A 16453-nucleotide genomic window follows, 5' to 3' on the forward strand; every position below is an offset into this window, starting at 1 on the left:
GCCCAGGCCCTGCCGGAACCCCAGCCCCACCTCCGGCGCGCCCGTATAGCCATAGAGCGCCGTCGCCCCCGCGGGCAGCATCACCGGCGCCACCACGGAGCCCAGCGGGTCCTCCTGGGAAAAGGACACTTCGGCTTCCTGGGCAGAGGCCCACGCGGGCACGACGAGAAGGGCGAGCAGCAATCCAAGGCGCGTCATGGGCGCGCACCCTAGCTTGGGATGCAGCCTGGCCAAAACCCAACGAATCCAGGGACTTGGGGGCAGGTTGTACATTTGTTTGGGATCCCTGGAAGAATGGGGAATCCATGGTTGCCTACCTGCACGCCGCACCACCCCCTGAAGCCTCCACGCCCGCCGGTGGTCGTGACGCACTCGACCTGCCGGGTGGGGACGGGGGCTGGGTGCTGCTCGTGGGGGAGACGGCGCGGCCTCGGGTGGCGGAGGCGCTGGCCCGCGAAGGCTTCGAGCCCGTGCTCGTGGACGGCGCGCGCGCGGCGCTGGCGCGATTGGGTGTGGAGCCAGGCGGGACGCTGCCGGACCTGGCGCCTTCGGATGTGAAGAACGACGCGCCCCGGCTGGTCATCATCGACGCGGACCTGCCGGACGGCGACGGCTTCAGCCTCTGCGGCGTGCTGCGCGCCGACCCGAGGTCCTCGCACCTGCCGGTGCTGCTGGTGGCGAAGCACGCGGAGGAGTTCCACCGCGACCTCGCCGCGGGCGTGGGCGCGGACGAGTACCTGGTGGAGCCGGTGGACGCGCACGACATCGCGGTGCTCGCGCGGCTCAAGGCCGGCCGGCGCGGCGAGGAGGACGTCTACGACGCGCATACCACGACGCTGCCCCTCGTCTCCCTGATGCGCGCGCTCCTGTCCGGCGTGCGCTCCGGGCGGGTGGTGCTGTCGGAGGAGGAGGGCGTCCTCATCTTCCGCCACGGCCTGGTGGTGGACGCGACGTTCCACGGCGAGCGCGGCAGCCTCGCGTTCCGGCGCCTCGTGTGCTTCGGCTCGGGCGCGTACACGGTGACGTTCGGCCCGGAGCTGCACCGGGGCACCTTCTCCATGGACCGCGCGTTCCTGTGCGACCAGGTGGAGCCCGGCCTGGAGCGCTTCGAACAGCTGCGCGTCAAGGGCCTGCCCCTGGCGGCGCGGCTCACGGTGGACTTCACCCGGCTGTCGCAGGAGCTGCCCTCGCTGCCGGAGGACGTGGAGCAGGTGGTGCGCCTCTTCGACGGGCGGCGCACCGTGCGCGCGATGCTCCTGGAGTGCCGCTTCCCGGAGGCCCTGGCCTACGAGGCGGCCACCCGGCTGTTCATGCTGGGCGTGCTGGTGCCCGCCATCCTGGTGGAGGAGCGTGAGCGCGCCCGGGAGTCCGCGGGGCCGCCCCGCCTCTTCGAGCCCGTCCTGGCCCCAGAGCCGGAGCCGGGCACGTCGTAGGGGTTTGACTCGGGCGGCCTGCTCGGGGCACAAGGCCGGGAGCGCCACGGGCTGAACGCCCGTCCACCCCTCGCCGAAGCCGCCGCCATGTCCGGTCACAACCGATGGTCGAAACTCAAGCGCCGCAACGCCGTCCTGGGCGTGGCCAAGGGCAAGCTCTACTCCAAGGCCATCAAGGAGATGACCGTCGCCGCGCGGCTGGGCGGCGGTGACCCGGCCAGCAACGCCCGCCTGCGCGTGGCCGTGGCCCAGGCGCGCGAGTCCAACATCCCGCGCGACACCATCGAGCGCGCCATCAAGAAGGGCACGGGCGAGCTGGCCGGCGAGTCCTACGAAGAGGTGACGTACGAGGGCTACGGCCCCGGCGGCGTCGCGCTCATCATCGAGTGCCTCACCGACAACCGGAACCGCTCCGCCAGCGACGTGCGCAACCTCCTGGGCAACTACGGCGGGAACATGGGCTCGGAGGGCGCCGTGGGCTGGATGTTCCACAAGAAGGGCGTCATCACCGTGAAGCCCGGCCCCACCGAGGACCAGGTGATGGAGCAGGCGCTGGAGGCGGGCGCGGAGGACGTCGTGGACCAGGGGCCGGACGGCTTCGAGGTGCGCACCGCCCCGGCGGACCTGCACGCGGTGGGCTCCAGGCTGGAGGCCGCGGGCCTGCCCCTGGGCGAACAGAAGTGGACCTTCGTGCCGCAGAACACCGTGAAGGTGGAAGGCGACAACGCGAAGCGCTTGTTGAAGCTGATGGACGCGCTCGACGACAACGACGACGTGCAGCACGTGCACGCCAACTTCGAAATCGACGAGTCCCTGATGGAGTCGCTGTCCACGTGAGCCCCTGAAGGGGCGCGTGGGAAAGGAACGGGCCGGTGCGCGTACTCGGCGTGGACCCTGGCAGCCGCTTCATGGGCTTCGGGGTGGTGGAGGAGAAGAAGAGCAAGCTCGTGCACCTGGGCCATGGCGTCATCAAGGTGGTGGAGTCCGCGCCCCTGGCTGAACGCCTGAAGGACCTGCACGCCGCCTTGAGCGCCGCGCTCCAGCGCTACCAGCCGGAGGCCGTGGCCGTGGAAGGCCTGTTCACCTTCCGCAACGCCCGCAGCGCCCTGGTGCTGGGCCATGCGCGAGGCGTGGCGCTGCTCGCCGCGGCGCAGGCCGGCCTGCCCGTGCACGAGTACGCCCCCGCCAGCGTGAAGAAGTCCGTGGGCGCCAGCGGCGCGGGCGGCAAGGACGCCGTGGCGCGCATGGTGCGCACGCTCCTGGGCGTGGATGAAGCGGCGCTGGAGCGCGCGGATGCCAGCGACGCGCTCGCCGTCGCGCTGTGCCATCTCAATCATTTCCGCGTGGGCATGCCCCGCGCCGTCTCGCCTGGGAACGGCAAGCGCAAGGGGGCCGCGTCGGTGCTCGCGGACCGCCTGTCGTCCGCCTACCAGCGCCCGGAGGCCCGCCGATGATCGCCCGGCTGCGTGGCAACGTGTTGGAGAAGGGCCCTGAAGACGCCGTCGTCGACGTGAACGGCGTGGGCTACCGCGTGAACCTGTCCACCGTGTCGCTGGGCAAGCTGCCCGCGGACGGCCAGCCGGTGGACCTGCGCATCCGCACCGTGGTGCGCGAGGACGCCTTCGAGCTCTTCGGCTTCCTCTCCCCCGCGGAGGAGGAGCTCTTCCAGCTGCTCAACACCGTGTCCCGCGTCGGCCCGCGCATGGCCCTGGGCGTGATGTCCGGCATGGAGGTGGGCGAGCTCATCGCGGCGCTGTCACGCGGTGAGACAGCGCGGCTCGCGAAGATCCACGGCGTGGGCAAGAAGACCGCGGAGCGGCTGGTGCTGGAGCTCAAGGAGAAGGTGCGCAACCTGCACTCGGAGGGCATCGCGAGGGGCACCACGCCCAAGGCGCCCGTCACCTCCAGCAACAAGGCGGACCTCGTCTCCGCGCTGCTCAACCTGGGCTACAAGCAGCCCCAGGCGGAGAAGGCCGCGGACGTCGTCATCGAGCGGCTGGGCCCGGACACCAACTTCCAGGCGCTCTTCCGCGAAGCCCTCAAGTCCCTGCGCTCCACGCCCTGACTCCCGGACACCGCGCGGCCCTACAGGGCAAGACGCGGTGCTTCACGGGGCGTGAAATCCCGGGAAAATACGCGCAATTCTTATTGCCGTAGAAGTCCCTGACTGTCGCCCGGTGGATGCACCGGGTGTTCGGGCGAGGGCATCCGGCGCGCCGCACCGATTTCCGGTGGACATCCGGGCGCCATCCTGGCCGGCCATGGGCTGGCCCATTCCACTGAGAGCACCAATTTGCAGCGCGGACGCGGCAGCCCTCGGCCGCGTCCGTCCCAGGAGGCGTGCGTCATGGCGGCGTGGCGTGGTGTTCCGGTCCTCGTGCTGCTGCTCTCCGGCGTCATCGGGTGCGGCGCCGAGGACGGCGAGGATGTGTCCGCGGTGGGCCTGGCGTCGGCGGCGTTGGATGCGGAGCCGGCGGTGTCCGGGACGTCGCGGCCCTGTGGCCCGTCCGCGCGGCCCGTGGGGGACGTGCGGCGCGGCGCCGAGGGCTCGGCGCCGGAGGGGCTGGTGGAGGCGGGTGGGCTCGTCTTCTTCTCCGCGGACGACGGCGTGTCCGGCCGCGAGCTGTGGGTGACGGACGGCAGCACCCCGCGGGCGCGCCGGGTGGCGGACCTCCGGCCGGGCGCCTACGGCAGCACGCCGCGCTTCCTCACGCGGATGGGCGGCCGGCTGTTCTTCGTCGCGGACGACGGGGCGCATGGACCGGAGCTGTGGCTGTCGGACGGCACCGCGCGGGGCACGGTGCTGGTGGCGGACCTCCGGCGCGGGGCCCAGGGCAGCGCGCCCGAGGCGCTGACGGTGGTGGGCGCGCGGCTGTACTTCACCGCGGATGACGGCGTGCACGGCCGCGAGCTGTGGAGCACGGACGGCACGGCGCGGGGCACGCAGCTCACGCAGGAGTTCGCGCCCGGCCCGGGCTCGCTGTACCTGGACGACCTGACGGAGTGGAACGGCAAGCTGGCGCTGGTGGCGTACGGCGACGCGGTGACGCTGTGGCTGTTGGACGGCCGCACCGGCACCTCGCGGGTGCTCTTCCGGGGGCCGGAGCAGGCCATCCTCTTCTCGCTGACGCCCGCGGGAAGGGACCGCCTCTTCTTCCTCGTGGACATGGGCTTTGGCGAAGCGGACCTCTGGGTGACCTGGGGCCAGTACCTCCTCACCTTCCCGCTCCTGCACTTCCCGGGGGACTACCCGGCGCAGCTCACGCCGCTGGGCAGCGCCGTGTACTTCATGGCCGGCGCGGAGGGCTTCTTCGGCGAGCCCGGGGACCTGCTCCACGGCGGCGAGCTGTGGAGGAGCGACGGCACGTTCCTGGGCACCCGCATGGTGAAGGACGTGTGGCCGGGGCCCGGGAGTTCGCTGCCCACGGGGCTGACGGTGATGGACGGCCGGCTGTACTTCGCGGCGGAGGACGGCGCGCACGGCCGCGAGCTGTGGCGAAGCGACGGCACGGCGCAGGGCACGCTGCTCGTGCAGGACCTGGAGCCGGGCCCCGGAAGCAGCAACCCCATGGCCTTCGCGGCGGCGGACGGGTGGCTCTTCTTCTCCGCGACCACGGCCGGGCGGGGCCGCGAGGGCTGGTTCTCCAACGGAGACCCGGGCCGCGCGGACCCCATGCGCGACATCGCCCCCGCGGGGCTGAGCGCGAACCCCCGTGGGTTCGTGCGCGCGGGAGGCTCCATCTTCTTCATCGCCACGGACATGGACCAGGGCGAGGAGCCCTGGGCGCTGCCCTTCCTCCCCGCGGCCCGCTGCGCCTTCCTGGAACCCTGAGCGCTACGCCGCGCGCCGCATCGCGGGCGTGGGGTGCAGCCCGCCCGTGTTCGGCGCGGGCAGCACCACGGTGGGCCCCAGGCCCGGGGCCAAGAGGTGCGCGGTGAGCAGCGACGACGGGTGGAAGTTCACGAACGACGCGTCGTGCGCGGACGGGCCCGCGAAGAGCTTCTCCACCACCATGGACGCGTACTGCTCCAGCGAGTCCTCGCGCGTGTTGCCGTTGAGCACCACCTCCCAGCCCATCTGCTCCGCGAAGCGGCGCACGCCGGGGATGCGCGACAACAGCGGCGTGTAGCTCTCCGTGCTCACGCCGTTCTCGCTGACGACGAACACTTCATTCGCGGTGGCCACCGCCAGGGACATGTTCCCCTGCGTGTGGCCGGGCGTGCTGAGCAGCGCCGCGCCCTGGCCCAGCCACGTGTCCCCGTCCAGCAGCACCACGCGCTCCTCGGGGATGTCCGCGCCGCCGGGCACGAACCACACGTGCTGCATGGGGTGCAGGTGCTTCACCATGGTCCACTCCGCGCGCTGCACCAGCAGCTTCGCCCGGGGGAAGACGGGCGGGGTGCCGTCACCGCCCAGCCAGCCGCGCAGGTCCTGGATGTGCAGGTGGTCGAAGGCCAGGTAGTCCACGTCCGACGGCGTCAGCCCCAGCTGCTCCAGGTGGGTCTGCACCGTGCCGTGGCGGGTGGACATCACCTTGTCGGACAGGAACGCGCCGTAGCGCTCGCGCAGCGCGCGGTAGAAGGGCGCCGCGTGGCCCCGCTCGTAGTCGGTGGGGTTGAAGAGCAGCGTCCTGCGCTGGCCGGTGCCGGCTTCCGCGAACTGCACCACCTGCATGCGGTTGGTCATCATCACGTACGGTGCGGGTGACAGCGCCGCGCCGCTGAACGCGAACAGGGTGGGGTAGGGGAACGTGATGAGGTCGCACGTGGCCACCGCCGCCACCGGGCCCTCCTGGACGAAGGCCTCGCGGGCCTCCAGCGTGGCGCGGCGCAGCTTCTGCAACCGGGGGCCGGGCGAACGCTCGGCGCGGGCCTCCGGCAGGAGGGGCAGGGGACGGAACGGGGCGGAGGCGGAAATCATGACGCGACTCCCTTCGGGCAGGGGAGCAGCCCCCCTGGCTGGCCGGTCGGCGTGCCACTCGGACTCTAGCGCCGCCAGAAGGGCAGCGACATGTGGCCCCTTCGCTGTATAGGGTCGCAATGGCGATGGCGAGGAAGTCCGACGACACCCTCTCGGGAGATGTTCAGCCGGAAGACATCCGGCTGGAGGCCTCCCTGCGCCCGCGCACCTTCGACGAGTACGTGGGGCAGGGGACGGTCGTCGAAAAGCTCAAGGTGTACGTGGCCGCGGCCAGGAGCCGCGGTGACGCGCTGGATCACTGTCTGTTCTCCGGCCCCCCGGGCCTGGGCAAGACGTCGCTCGCGCACATCATCGCGAACGAGCTGGGCGTGGGCATCCACGTCACCAGCGGCCCCGCGCTGGAGAAGAAGGGCGACCTGGCCGGCCTGCTCACCAACCTCAACGAGCGGGACATCCTCTTCATCGATGAAATCCACCGCCTCAACGCCGCCGTGGAGGAATACCTCTACCCGGCCATGGAGGACTTCCGGCTGGACATCACCATCGACACCGGGCCCGCCGCCCGCGCGATGAAGATTGATCTGCCGCCCTTCACCCTGGTGGGCGCCACCACGCGCACGGGCCTGCTCACGTCCCCCTTGCGCGACCGCTTCCAGATCCAGGATCGCCTGGAGTACTACGAGCCGAAGTTCCTGGAGCAGATCCTCGACCGCTCCGCGCGCATCCTCGGCGTGCCCATGGACCGCGCCGCCAGCCGCGAGGTCTCCACCCGCTCGCGCGGCACGCCCCGCATCGCCAACCGCCTCCTGCGCCGCCTGCGCGACTTCGCCCAGGTGGAGGGCAACGGCCGCATCACCTACGACCTGGCGCATGATTCGCTCAGCCGCCTGGGCGTGGACGCCAGCGGTCTGGACGCGATGGACCGGAAAATCCTCCTGACCATCCTGGAGAAGTTCGGCGGCGGCCCGGTGGGCGTGGAGACCATCGCCGCGAGCGTGGGCGAACAGCGCGACACCATCGAGGACGTCTACGAGCCCTTCCTCATGCAGGAGGGCTTCCTCATGCGCACGCCCCGCGGCCGCACCGCCACGCTGCGCACCTACCAGTACTTCAAGAAGACGCCGCCCCCCAGCTCCCCACAAGGGGCGCTCTTCTAACCCGCACCTCTTCTCCGCCATGAGCCAAGCCTCCGCGCCCGCCGTGCCCACGGTCCTCCCCAGTCCCCGCGACTACTACGGCGACCTGATGCGCGCCTCGCAGGCCACGCGCGCGGGCTTCCTCGCGGAGCGCGAGCGCTGGCTGCGCGGCGTCCCGGTGGAGGGCCGCGAGGAGCTGCTCTTCGAGTTCGAGATGTGGCTGCGCGCCGTGGAGCGCTACCTGAACCTCCACAACTCCGTGGTGGACGCCCGCGCCCGCCCGCTCGTCACGCGCGACTTCCACGAGGAGCTGGTGGACGTGCGCGACGCCATGGAGCGCGCGGTGCGCGTCGCCCGGCACCTGCAGGACCCGGACAGCGACCCGAAGATGGTCTTCCGCAAGTACGTGGAGACCCAGCTCGCGGATGACCGCGTGCGCCGGCTGCTGATTGAAGAAGAGTTGGACCAGGAGACCCCGCCGGAGAGCCTCTTCGTCGTGCGCGAGGCCTTCGACGCGCTGAAGAACCTGCTCGACAACCTGCTCCAGCTGCCGCTCATCGGCCTGTCGCTGTTCCAGGACGTGGGCAAGCTGACGCTGCGGGAGATCGTCCTCAACCGCTACTTCCGCCCCTTCCGCCCGCTGGAGTTCCGCGTCGAGTACGACCGGCTTCGCTCCGTGCGCCTGCTGGACGTGCTGGGCACGCTGCCTTCGGACACGCGGCCCCTCTTCACCACCGCGTTCCTGGGCCTCTTCCGCGTGCTGCACTACCTGACGCACGTGGATCCGGAGTCACAGCCGCCCGTGCCGCGCCGCGTGCGCGTGCTGCTGTCCCTGGTGCGCGGAGAGGTCTCCGCCGTCGCCAGCTACCTGCACACGGAGCTGTCCCCCAAGGCCGGCACGAAGCCCCTGCAGGCCGCCACGCTGCGCGCCGCGCGCGACCTGGCCCGGGAGACGGACCGCATCTCCCGCGAGGTGCTGGTGGACCTGGACCGCGACCCGGCCGCCCCCCTGCGCGCCGCGGAGGCCTTCACCACGCTCCTGCGCCAGCAGATCGTCGCGCTGGTGGACGCGCTGGCCCCCAACGGCTCGCTGGGGGACGAGGCCTTCGCCCACCTCACCAGCCCCCAGGACGCCGCGCTGCGCCTGCGCAAGGACCTGTGGGTCTACGCCCAGCTGTGCCGCGCCGCTGAAAGCCACCTGCGCTCGGAGGACGTCGTCGCCGCCGAGCGCGTGCTGGAGGCCCTCAGGTCGTTCCTCGACTACTTCCACGACGGCGGCTACCAGCTCTTGCGCTACGCGGACTACGACGCCTTCGACCGCTTCACCTCGCTCCTGGTGGAGCTGCCCTGGCCCCCGGAAGGCCCGGGCATCCGCAGCCGCCTGGCGGAGGACCTCCGGCGGTTTTCACAGACGCTGGAGACCACCTTCCACGCCGTCAGCCGCCGCTCGCTGCTCCAGGGCCGCGGCTTCGATCGGCCGGACGCGGAAGCCCTGCGCGACCGCTTCCTGCCGCCTGCTCGCTGACCCGGCCTCCCGGTCACGATTTCCGTCAAGCCCCGGACTCCCGGTGAGTCCCGGATGCGCGTTTGCTTCCGGGCACTCGCCTGGGATAGAGACGCGCCTCTGTTGCGTGGGTGACACGCACTCCCGGTTGGCGCGAAAACACCCGGGGGCGCCGGCATTCGAAGGATGAATTCCGGACATCGCTGTCACGGTGGGAGGAGCAGTGGTGGGTTTCCCAAGAGGGGTGTCCGTGCCCCGGTCCAGTCCGTACCCCGTCCCGGTGCCCGGCGCGCCAGCAGTTCCAGGGGGTTGGGAAGGGCAGGGCCACCCCCTCACGCAGTCCTTGTGTCACGGCCGCGTGGCATGTTGATTGCTCCTATGTGCAGCGCGTCAGACCGCCGTGGAACGGCCTGACGGGGCCGTACACCGCGTATGTCAGTACGAAGCAGTTCTTAGAGGCGACACCGACATGCTCCAGTTCACCGACTTCCAGCGCACCCTCTCCCAGCCGGCCGTCTGCCGCGGCGTGGGGCTCCACTCCGGGTTGCCCGTGACGCTGACCCTGAAGCCCGCGCCCGCGGGGCATGGCATCGTCTTCGTCCGCACGGACCTGGCGCGCCCGGCGAGCATCCCCGCGCTGGCGGAGTACGTGGTGGACACGTCGCTGGCCACCACCCTGGGCCGCGACGGCGTGAAGGTGGGCACGGTGGAGCACCTGATGTCCGCGCTGGCGGCGCTGGGCATCGACAACGTGCGCGCGGAGCTGGACGGGCCGGAAGTGCCCATCATGGACGGCAGCGCGGCGCCCTTCACGCACGCCATCATGGAAGCCGGCTCGCATGAGCTGGACGCGCCGCGCGAGTACCTGGTCATCAAGAAGAGCGTGGTGGTGCAGGACGGCGACAAGCAGGCGTCGCTCACCCCCGCCCGGCGCTTCCGCATCAGCTGCACCATCGACTTCGAGCACCCCGTCATCCAGGGCCAGTCCTTCGACGTGGACGTGAACGACCGGGGCTTCTCGCGTGAAATCTCCCGCGCCCGCACCTTCGGCTTCCTGCGCGACGTGGAGAAGCTCAAGACGCTGGGCCTGGCGCGCGGCGGCTCGCTGGAGAACGCCGTCGTCGTGGACGAGGCCGCCATCCTCAACCCGGACGGCCTGCGCTTCCCGGACGAGTTCGTGCGCCACAAGATCCTGGACGCCATTGGCGACGTGTCGCTCTTTGGCCGGCCTGTCATTGGCCACATGACGGCTTTCAAGACGGGCCACGCGCTCAATCACAAACTGGTGCGCAAGGTGCTGGCGGACCCCTCCAGCTTCGACATCGTCACCGCGCGCCGCCGGGACGTGGAGGGGCGTGAGCCGGGCCGTGCAAGCCTTACGGGCGCGTTGGAGCTGGAGCCCCTGGTCGCCTGAACGCGGGACTGGCAATTCCTTGCCAGTCCCGGGGACCTCTATTAAGTCGGCGGGCTATGTCCATGCGCTCTACTCGCATCGCCCTGGCCGCCCTCCTCGCGGCATCCCTCACCGCCGGCTGCAACAAGGAGAAGGCGCCGGCCAATGCCCAGGCGCCCGCCGCGCAGGCCCAGGCCGCCAATGCCGCCGAGCCTTCGCCGGACACCGTGGTGGCCACCTTCGGCAACAACGAGAAGGTCACCTTCGGTGAGCTCAACGAGCGCATCAAGGAGCCGCTGGCCAACCTGGACAAGCAGAAGTTCCAGCTGCGCAAGCGCGGCCTGGAAGGCCTGGTGACGGAGCGCCTGGTGAAGGCCGAGGCCACCAAGCGCGGCATCACCGAGGACCAGCTGCTCAAGGCGGAGATCGACGACAAGATCCCCGCGCCTCCGGAAGAGAAGATCAAGGAGGTCTTCGAGGGCGCCAAGGGCCAGCTGCCCCCGGGCGCGACCTACGAGCAGATGAAGCCGCAGATCGTGGACTTCCTCTCCGGCCAGCAGAAGCAGGAAGTGGCCCAGAAGTTCTTCGACTCCCTCCGCCAGGGCGCCAACGTGAAGTACGAGCTGCCCGAGCCCCCGCGCCCGCCCGCGGAGCGCAAGCAGGTGGCCGCCACCGGCCCGGCGAAGGGCCCGGAGAACGCGCCGGTCACCATCGTGGAGTTCAGCGACTTCCAGTGCCCGTTCTGCAGCCGCGCCATCGCCACGGTGGACCAGGTGACGAAGACCTACGGCGACAAGGTGCGCCTGGTGTTCCGCCAGTTCCCGCTGGACTTCCACAAGCAGGCGCAGAAGGCCGCCGAGGCCTCGCTGTGCGCGAACGACCAGGGCAAGTTCTGGGAGATGCACGACAAGCTCTTCGCCAGCCAGCAGGCGCTGGGCGTGGATGACCTGAAGAAGTACGCGGGCGAGCTGAAGCTGGACACCGCCAAGTTCAACGCCTGCCTCGACTCCGGTGAGAAGGCCGCCACGGTGAAGACGGACATGGCGGACGGCTCCAAGGTGGGCGTCAGCGGCACGCCGGCGTTCTTCATCAACGGCATCATGCTGTCCGGCGCGCAGCCCTTCGACGAGTTCAAGTCCATCATCGACGCGGAGCTGAAGGGCGCGAAGTAGTCCCGCGTCGCCTGCAGGGAGGGATGCGGTGGCGTCCAAACCCAGGGCCACGCCTCGCGTGAGCGGTGAGGCGGCTTCGCTCGAACTGGAGCGGCCGCTCGCCGCCGTCGTCTCTCCCACCCGGCCCCTTTCGGCGCACTTCCTGGCGCCGGAGGGGCTGGTGCTCCTCCCGGAATCCCACGGCGCGGCCGGCTTCTTCGCCGGCAGCCTGGGGACGCTCTCGGTCGAGGAAGTGTTCGCCCAGATTCTCTCGGGCATCCGCACCGGACAGCTCGTCGTGCAGCACGGCGGCGTGCGCCGCACGGTGGCCTTCCGCGACGGGCAGGTGGTGTTCGCCACCTCCAGCGAGCGCTGGGAGCGCCTGGGCGCGGTGATGGTGCGCCTGGGGCTGCTCACCGAAACGAAGCTCACCCAGGCCCTGGCGCAGGTGACGCCCGCGCGCCGCATCGGCCAGGTGCTCACGTCGCAGGGCCTGGTGTCGGAGGCCAGCCTCTACAGCGCCATGACGTTCGTGGTGCGCGAGGTGGTGCTCAACCTCTTCGAGATGGTGGAGGGCAGCTTCCTCTTCCTGGAGGCGAAGGCGCCGGCCGTGGACGCGGTGAAGCTGCCGGAGCGTACGCGCGACCTGGTGCTCACCGGCATCAAGCGCGCGGAGGAGACGGGCCGCCTGAGCCGCCGCTTCCCGGACGACATGCGCGTGACGCCCGGCCCCCAGGGCGCGCTGCCCGGCGAGGAGGCCCTGTTCGCCAGGCTGGGCGAGGGCACCACGCTGGGCGCGCTCAGGGCCGCGTACGCGGGCAGCCAGTACGCCTTCTACAGCGGCGTGGAGGAGGCGGTGCGCGGCGGCCACCTGGCCGTGCGGGCCGCGGAGCCAGCGCCAACCCCGGGCCCCGCGGTGGAGGGCATGGCCTGGGAGCTGTTGTCCGCGGAGGAGCGCTACAACCTCCTCCTGTCGCTGGTGCACCGCGCGCTGCGCGAGGCGGGCCGCGACGTGGACCTGTTGCGCGGCTTCGTGGAGTCGCCGCCGCCGGGGCTGGAGGAGGCCTACCACGGCGTCACGCTGGGGCCGGACGGGCGCGTGGACGTGGCCCGGCTGCGCGCCAACGTGTCCACCAGCGGCGGCGAGGCGGTGGGCCGGGCCATGGCGCTGGAGGCGCTGGACGCCTTCGTGTCCTACGCGCTGTTCTCCGCGCGCAACGTGCTGCCGGCGGACGTGGCCGAGCGGCTGGCCAACACCTACCGCACCCTCCAGGGCGGCCTGTCGTAGGCGCGCCCCCGAGGGAAGTTTCCACCGTCTGACAGCGTACACGGCCCCCGTGTGCCCCTGGCGGGCCTGGAGGGGGGTGTCCACGTTCCTCCCCACGGCTGGTGGCTGGCGGGGGACGAGCGACATGGGCGCGATGCGGATGTTGGGTTGGGGAGTGCTGCTGCTGAGCACGGCGTGTGGCGCGTCCCGGCCGGCGGTGACGCGGTCGGAGCCCGGCACGGGCGGCTCCGGAATGGACTCGGACTCTTCCGCCGTCGCGTCCACCACGCGGCGCTACGTGGACGAGGACCTGGGCTTCGAAATCGTCCGGCCCACCGCGGAGTGGCAGCTGGATGAGACGAACGAGCGCACCCCGGAGGGGCTGGCGATCCCCGTCATCCTGCGCCACCGCGTGACGGGCGCGCAGGTGGTGCTGCAGGTGGCGCCCGGCGTCGCCACGCCCGTGCAGTTCGCGGAGCGGCTGACGCAGGGGCTGCGCCAGCAGCCGGGCTTCACCACCACGGATCCGCGGCCCATCGCGCTGTCGGACAACGCCGTGGGGTTCGACTTCCAGGTGGGGGAGGGCGTGCGCGGCAAGGTGGCCGTGCGCGAGGGCAACTCCGGCCGCGTGCTGATGATGCTGGCCACCTGGCCCACGGAGGCCACCGCCGGCATCACGGAGAGCGTGGACGCCCTGATGGCGGGCGTCCGTCCGCTGCCGGAGCCGAGCGTGGCCGTGCGGTCCACGCCCCGGACTCCGTGATTCAAACCCGCTGCCCCACGCGGTCCTGAGCGTGGGGCCCGCGGGGGACTCAAGCGCGGGCTGGCTTGCCCTTGGCGGCCTTCGCGGACTTGGGCGCCTTGGAGGCCTTCGCGGGGGCCTGGGCCTTCACGGGCTCCGGCTGCGAGGCGACCTCCGTGGCCCTGCGGCGCACCAGCTCCACCAGCGTGCGCGCGCCGACGCCGGTGGCGCCCTTGTTGAGGTAGCCGCGCTCCTTGGGGCTGTTGGACGGGCCGGCGATATCCAGGTGCACCCAGGGCGTGTCGCCCACGAACTCCTTGAGGAAGAGGGCCGCGTTGATGGCGCCGCCCCAGCGCTCGCCGGAGTTCTTCATGTCCGCCACTTCGGACCGCAGCGCGTCCTTCTGCAGGTCGGTGACGGGCAGGCGCCACATCTCCTCGCCCGCGGCGCGCGCGGCGGTGAGCACGCTGTTCACCGTGTCGTCGTCGTCGCCGAACGCGCCCACGATGTAGTTGCCCAGCGCCACCATGCACGCGCCCGTGAGCGTCGCCAGGTCGATGATGGCGGACGGCTCGTGCTCGCCGGCCCAGGTGATCATGTCGCCCAGCACGAGGCGGCCTTCCGCGTCCGTGTTGGTGATCTCCACCGTCTTGCCGTTGCGCGCCGTGAGGATGTCACCGGGCTTGTACGCCGTGCCGGACGGCATGTTCTCGCACGCGCCAATGAAGGCGTGCACGGGGAAGGGCGGCTTCACCACGGAGCCAATGACCTTCATCGCCGCCAGCACCGCGGCGGAGCCGGCCATGTCCGTCTTCATGTCCACCATGCCCTCGGTGGGCTTGAGCGACAGGCCGCCCGAGTCGAACGTGATGGCCTTGCCCACCAGCGCCAGCGGGGCGCGCCTGGCGTCCTTCGCGTTCTTCGGCGTGTAGATGAGGTGGATGAGCCGGGGCTCCTGCACGCTGCCGGCGGTGACGCCCAGGAACATGCCCATGTTCAGGCGTTCAATCTCCTTGCGCCCGCCAATCTCCGCCGTGAGCCCGCCCTCCTTGGCGGCCTGCTGCGCGGCCTGCGCCAGCTTCGTGGGCGTGACGACGTTGGGGGGCTCGTTGACCAGGTCGCGCGCCCAGTTGACGGCCTCCGCCAGCTTCAGGCCCAGCGTCAGCGCGTCGTCCAGCGCGCGCGACTTCTCCGTGCCCTCCGGCAGCGACAGCGTGGCGCTCTTCAGCTTGGGGGCGCCCTTGTCCTCGCGCGCGGAGGACTTGTACTTGTCGAAGCGGTAGACGCCCAGCTCCAGGCCCTCCACCACCGCGCGCACGGCCAGCGCCGCGTCGTCCGTGGCGGGCAGGCGGAAGCCGATGGCGGTCGCCTTCAGCCGCTGCGCCGTCTTCGCCGCGCGGCCCGCGGCCAGCCGCAGCACCTCCGGCTGGAAGCGCGCGCGGTTGCCCAGGCCCAGCAGGAGGACGCGGTCCGCGCCCAGCTTGCCCAGCGTGTGCAGGAGGAAGGACTGGTCCACCTTGGCCTTGAAGCCCTCCTGGGTGGCGGCGGCGCGCAGCTTGCCGTCCAGCGCGGAGTCCGCGGCCGCAAGCGGCGCGGGCGCGGAATCCCCCAGCTCGCCCTCGAAGAGGGGGATGACGAGCAGCTCACCGCTCACCGGCGCGGCTTCACCGGAGACGAGACTGAATTGCATGGCGACGTGGACTCCTGTGCTGAGGGAGGGGGTGATCCGAGGGGCGCGACTGTAGACGCGCCGCGTGTTGCTCGCAAAGCGCTGGTTGCCACTCGGCCATTGCAATGCCCCGGCGCGCTGGATAGCTGTGCACTCCCAATGCCCACCCTGCTGCTCCATCTGACGGCCATCGAACGGTTGGCGGCCCACCCGGACGGGCTCCCCGCCGACTGGGTGCGCGCGTTGTCCGAGGACCTGCCCTACGCGCGCTTCGGCGCGGCGCTGCCGGACCTGCCGCTGTGCGCCGGCGTGCGCGGGGGGCTGGGGGTGATGATGCAGCCGGACACGGGCTGGCCCCTCTTCGCGCGGCTGTACCACGAGCGCGCCCCGGTGGGCCTGGGCCTGAAGATGGCGGAGCTGGTCGCCTCCGGGGCCCTGGTGGGCACGGAGGCCGGCATGGCCATCCTCGCGGGGTACTTCACGCACCTGAGCCTGGACCGGCGCCTCCACCCGCTGGTGGACCAGATGGTGCTGCGCCACCGCCGCAAGGGCGAGCGGGCCTGGGACGCGCGGCGCCAGGTGGAGTGGGCCCAGACGCTCTTCTTCCTGCGCGAACAGGACGGCACGGACGGCGTGGGCACCGCCCGCATCCGCGAGAAGTTCCAGGTCGTGAAGAGCCCCGGCATCCCGCTGCGAGGCATTGGCCGGGGCATCTATGAGCTGGTGCGCCTGGCGTCCCAGGACCGCGTGGGGCAGGCCCCCACCAAGGCGGAGCTGGACGGGTGGGTGCGCGGCCTCTACGTGTCCGGGCTCTTCCTCTCCAGCCCGCTGGGGCGCGTGCGCGCGCTGCCGGCGTTCTCGCAGCTCTCCTTCCAGGAGCTGTACCGCAATGATCACTTCGACTTCGCGGCGGAGCTGGACGCCGCGCTGGAGGTGACGCGCGGGCTCATCCGGAAACTGAACGGATACATGGCGCGCGGCACCTACACGCCGCGCACGCGCGCGCGGTTCCTGGAGGAGTTTCCAGAGGGAACGCTGGGCGCCACCGCCGCGTAGTGAACGGATCCACACGGCCCGCGTCCAAGGGCCTTTGTCCGCGTGCAGGGCATCCAGCCGATCGAGCAGGTTGCCCTCGCGGAAGTGCCGCTATCCGAAGCGGGGACTGCCTCCTATCCTCGATAGGGAATGACGGTCTTGCTCCTCATGGCGGCGGGTGTGTTGGCGGGTGGGTTGGGGG

14 protein-coding genes and 1 pseudogene are annotated in these 16453 nt (G+C 71.3%); 12 read left to right on the plus strand and 3 right to left on the minus strand.

Going from position 1 to position 16453, the window contains the following annotated elements:
- A pseudogene (locus tag D7X55_RS20145) lies at positions 1 to 198 on the minus strand (hypothetical protein); the annotation flags it as partial.
- Positions 199 to 305: 107 nt separating this feature from the next.
- Here D7X55_RS20145 and D7X55_RS20150 point away from each other — a divergent pair.
- The 5 genes from D7X55_RS20150 to D7X55_RS20170 all read left to right on the plus strand — a co-directional run bounded on the left by D7X55_RS20150 (position 306) and on the right by D7X55_RS20170 (position 5265).
- Positions 306 to 1433 carry a PleD family two-component system response regulator gene (locus tag D7X55_RS20150; protein ID WP_121723916.1) on the plus strand — a complete coding sequence of 376 codons (1128 nt, stop codon included), beginning with the start codon at positions 306 to 308 and terminating at the stop codon, positions 1431 to 1433.
- Between the two features lie 87 nt (positions 1434 to 1520).
- Entirely contained in the window at positions 1521 to 2270 is a 750-nt protein-coding gene (locus tag D7X55_RS20155; RefSeq protein WP_120547985.1) for a YebC/PmpR family DNA-binding transcriptional regulator, read from the plus strand.
- A gap of 35 nt (positions 2271 to 2305) precedes the next feature.
- Positions 2306 to 2887 (plus strand): crossover junction endodeoxyribonuclease RuvC, encoded by a 582-nt coding sequence (ruvC, locus tag D7X55_RS20160; RefSeq protein ID WP_121723917.1) that lies wholly within the window; start codon positions 2306 to 2308, stop codon positions 2885 to 2887.
- The gene (gene ruvA / locus D7X55_RS20165) at positions 2884 to 3498 is read left to right on the plus strand and encodes a Holliday junction branch migration protein RuvA (protein WP_120547983.1); all 615 of its coding nucleotides are present in this window, start codon (positions 2884 to 2886) and stop codon (positions 3496 to 3498) included. Before ruvC ends, ruvA begins: the two co-directional genes overlap by 4 nt.
- A 282-nt stretch (positions 3499 to 3780) precedes the next feature.
- A complete protein-coding gene (locus D7X55_RS20170) occupies positions 3781 to 5265 on the plus strand; it encodes an ELWxxDGT repeat protein (RefSeq protein WP_121723918.1) in 1485 nt (494 codons plus the stop codon).
- Positions 5266 to 5268: 3 nt separating this feature from the next.
- Here the strand turns inward: D7X55_RS20170 and D7X55_RS20175 are convergent, their stop codons facing one another.
- The gene (locus tag D7X55_RS20175) at positions 5269 to 6354 is read right to left on the minus strand and encodes a hypothetical protein (RefSeq protein ID WP_121723919.1); all 1086 of its coding nucleotides are present in this window, start codon (positions 6352 to 6354) and stop codon (positions 5269 to 5271) included.
- A gap of 119 nt (positions 6355 to 6473) precedes the next feature.
- On the opposite strand from D7X55_RS20175, the gene ruvB reads away from it, so the two are divergent.
- The 6 genes from ruvB (at position 6474) to D7X55_RS20205 (ending at position 13568) form a co-directional block, all read left to right on the plus strand.
- Positions 6474 to 7511, plus strand: coding sequence for a Holliday junction branch migration DNA helicase RuvB (gene ruvB / locus D7X55_RS20180; RefSeq protein ID WP_014395312.1), 1038 nt, complete (start codon positions 6474 to 6476; stop codon positions 7509 to 7511).
- A gap of 19 nt (positions 7512 to 7530) precedes the next feature.
- A complete protein-coding gene (locus D7X55_RS20185; protein ID WP_121723920.1) occupies positions 7531 to 9015 on the plus strand; it encodes a hypothetical protein in 1485 nt (494 codons plus the stop codon).
- Between the two features lie 448 nt (positions 9016 to 9463).
- A complete protein-coding gene (gene lpxC / locus D7X55_RS20190) occupies positions 9464 to 10408 on the plus strand; it encodes a UDP-3-O-acyl-N-acetylglucosamine deacetylase (protein ID WP_120547979.1) in 945 nt (314 codons plus the stop codon).
- Positions 10409 to 10464: 56 nt separating this feature from the next.
- Positions 10465 to 11559, plus strand: a complete 1095-nt coding sequence (locus D7X55_RS20195) for a thioredoxin domain-containing protein (RefSeq protein WP_120547978.1) — start codon at positions 10465 to 10467, stop codon at positions 11557 to 11559.
- Positions 11560 to 11587: 28 nt separating this feature from the next.
- Positions 11588 to 12826 carry a DUF4388 domain-containing protein gene (locus D7X55_RS20200; protein ID WP_120547977.1) on the plus strand — a complete coding sequence of 413 codons (1239 nt, stop codon included), beginning with the start codon at positions 11588 to 11590 and terminating at the stop codon, positions 12824 to 12826.
- A 124-nt stretch (positions 12827 to 12950) separates the two neighbouring features.
- A complete protein-coding gene (locus D7X55_RS20205) occupies positions 12951 to 13568 on the plus strand; it encodes a hypothetical protein (RefSeq protein WP_120548029.1) in 618 nt (205 codons plus the stop codon).
- A gap of 49 nt (positions 13569 to 13617) precedes the next feature.
- On the opposite strand, the gene D7X55_RS20210 is transcribed toward D7X55_RS20205, so the two are convergent.
- A complete protein-coding gene (locus D7X55_RS20210) occupies positions 13618 to 15237 on the minus strand; it encodes a leucyl aminopeptidase (RefSeq protein ID WP_120547976.1) in 1620 nt (539 codons plus the stop codon).
- Between the two features lie 138 nt (positions 15238 to 15375).
- On the opposite strand from D7X55_RS20210, the gene D7X55_RS20215 reads away from it, so the two are divergent.
- On the plus strand, positions 15376 to 16272 hold the full coding sequence (locus D7X55_RS20215) for a hypothetical protein (protein WP_120547975.1): 897 nt from the start codon (positions 15376 to 15378) through the stop codon (positions 16270 to 16272).
- Positions 16273 to 16453 lie beyond the last annotated feature (181 nt).

The organism is Corallococcus sp. AB049A (assembly GCF_003668885.1).
GTDB lineage: Bacteria > Myxococcota > Myxococcia > Myxococcales > Myxococcaceae > Corallococcus > Corallococcus interemptor.

Bases quoted from the DNA above. Each gene is read 5' to 3' on its own strand.
- D7X55_RS20150 (WP_121723916.1), top strand. From the start codon at position 306: ATGGTTGCCTACCTGCACGCCGCACCACCCCCTGAAGCCTCCACGCCC.
- D7X55_RS20155 (WP_120547985.1), top strand. From the start codon at position 1,521: ATGTCCGGTCACAACCGATGGTCGAAACTCAAGCGCCGCAACGCCGTC.
- ruvA (WP_120547983.1), top strand. From the start codon at position 2,884: ATGATCGCCCGGCTGCGTGGCAACGTGTTGGAGAAGGGCCCTGAAGAC.
- D7X55_RS20170 (WP_121723918.1), top strand. From the start codon at position 3,781: ATGGCGGCGTGGCGTGGTGTTCCGGTCCTCGTGCTGCTGCTCTCCGGC.
- D7X55_RS20175 (WP_121723919.1), bottom strand. From the start codon at position 6,354: ATGATTTCCGCCTCCGCCCCGTTCCGTCCCCTGCCCCTCCTGCCGGAG.
- ruvB (WP_014395312.1), top strand. From the start codon at position 6,474: ATGGCGATGGCGAGGAAGTCCGACGACACCCTCTCGGGAGATGTTCAG.
- D7X55_RS20185 (WP_121723920.1), top strand. From the start codon at position 7,531: ATGAGCCAAGCCTCCGCGCCCGCCGTGCCCACGGTCCTCCCCAGTCCC.
- lpxC (WP_120547979.1), top strand. From the start codon at position 9,464: ATGCTCCAGTTCACCGACTTCCAGCGCACCCTCTCCCAGCCGGCCGTC.
- D7X55_RS20195 (WP_120547978.1), top strand. From the start codon at position 10,465: ATGTCCATGCGCTCTACTCGCATCGCCCTGGCCGCCCTCCTCGCGGCA.
- D7X55_RS20205 (WP_120548029.1), top strand. From the start codon at position 12,951: ATGGGCGCGATGCGGATGTTGGGTTGGGGAGTGCTGCTGCTGAGCACG.
- D7X55_RS20210 (WP_120547976.1), bottom strand. From the start codon at position 15,237: ATGCAATTCAGTCTCGTCTCCGGTGAAGCCGCGCCGGTGAGCGGTGAG.
- D7X55_RS20215 (WP_120547975.1), top strand. From the start codon at position 15,376: ATGCCCACCCTGCTGCTCCATCTGACGGCCATCGAACGGTTGGCGGCC.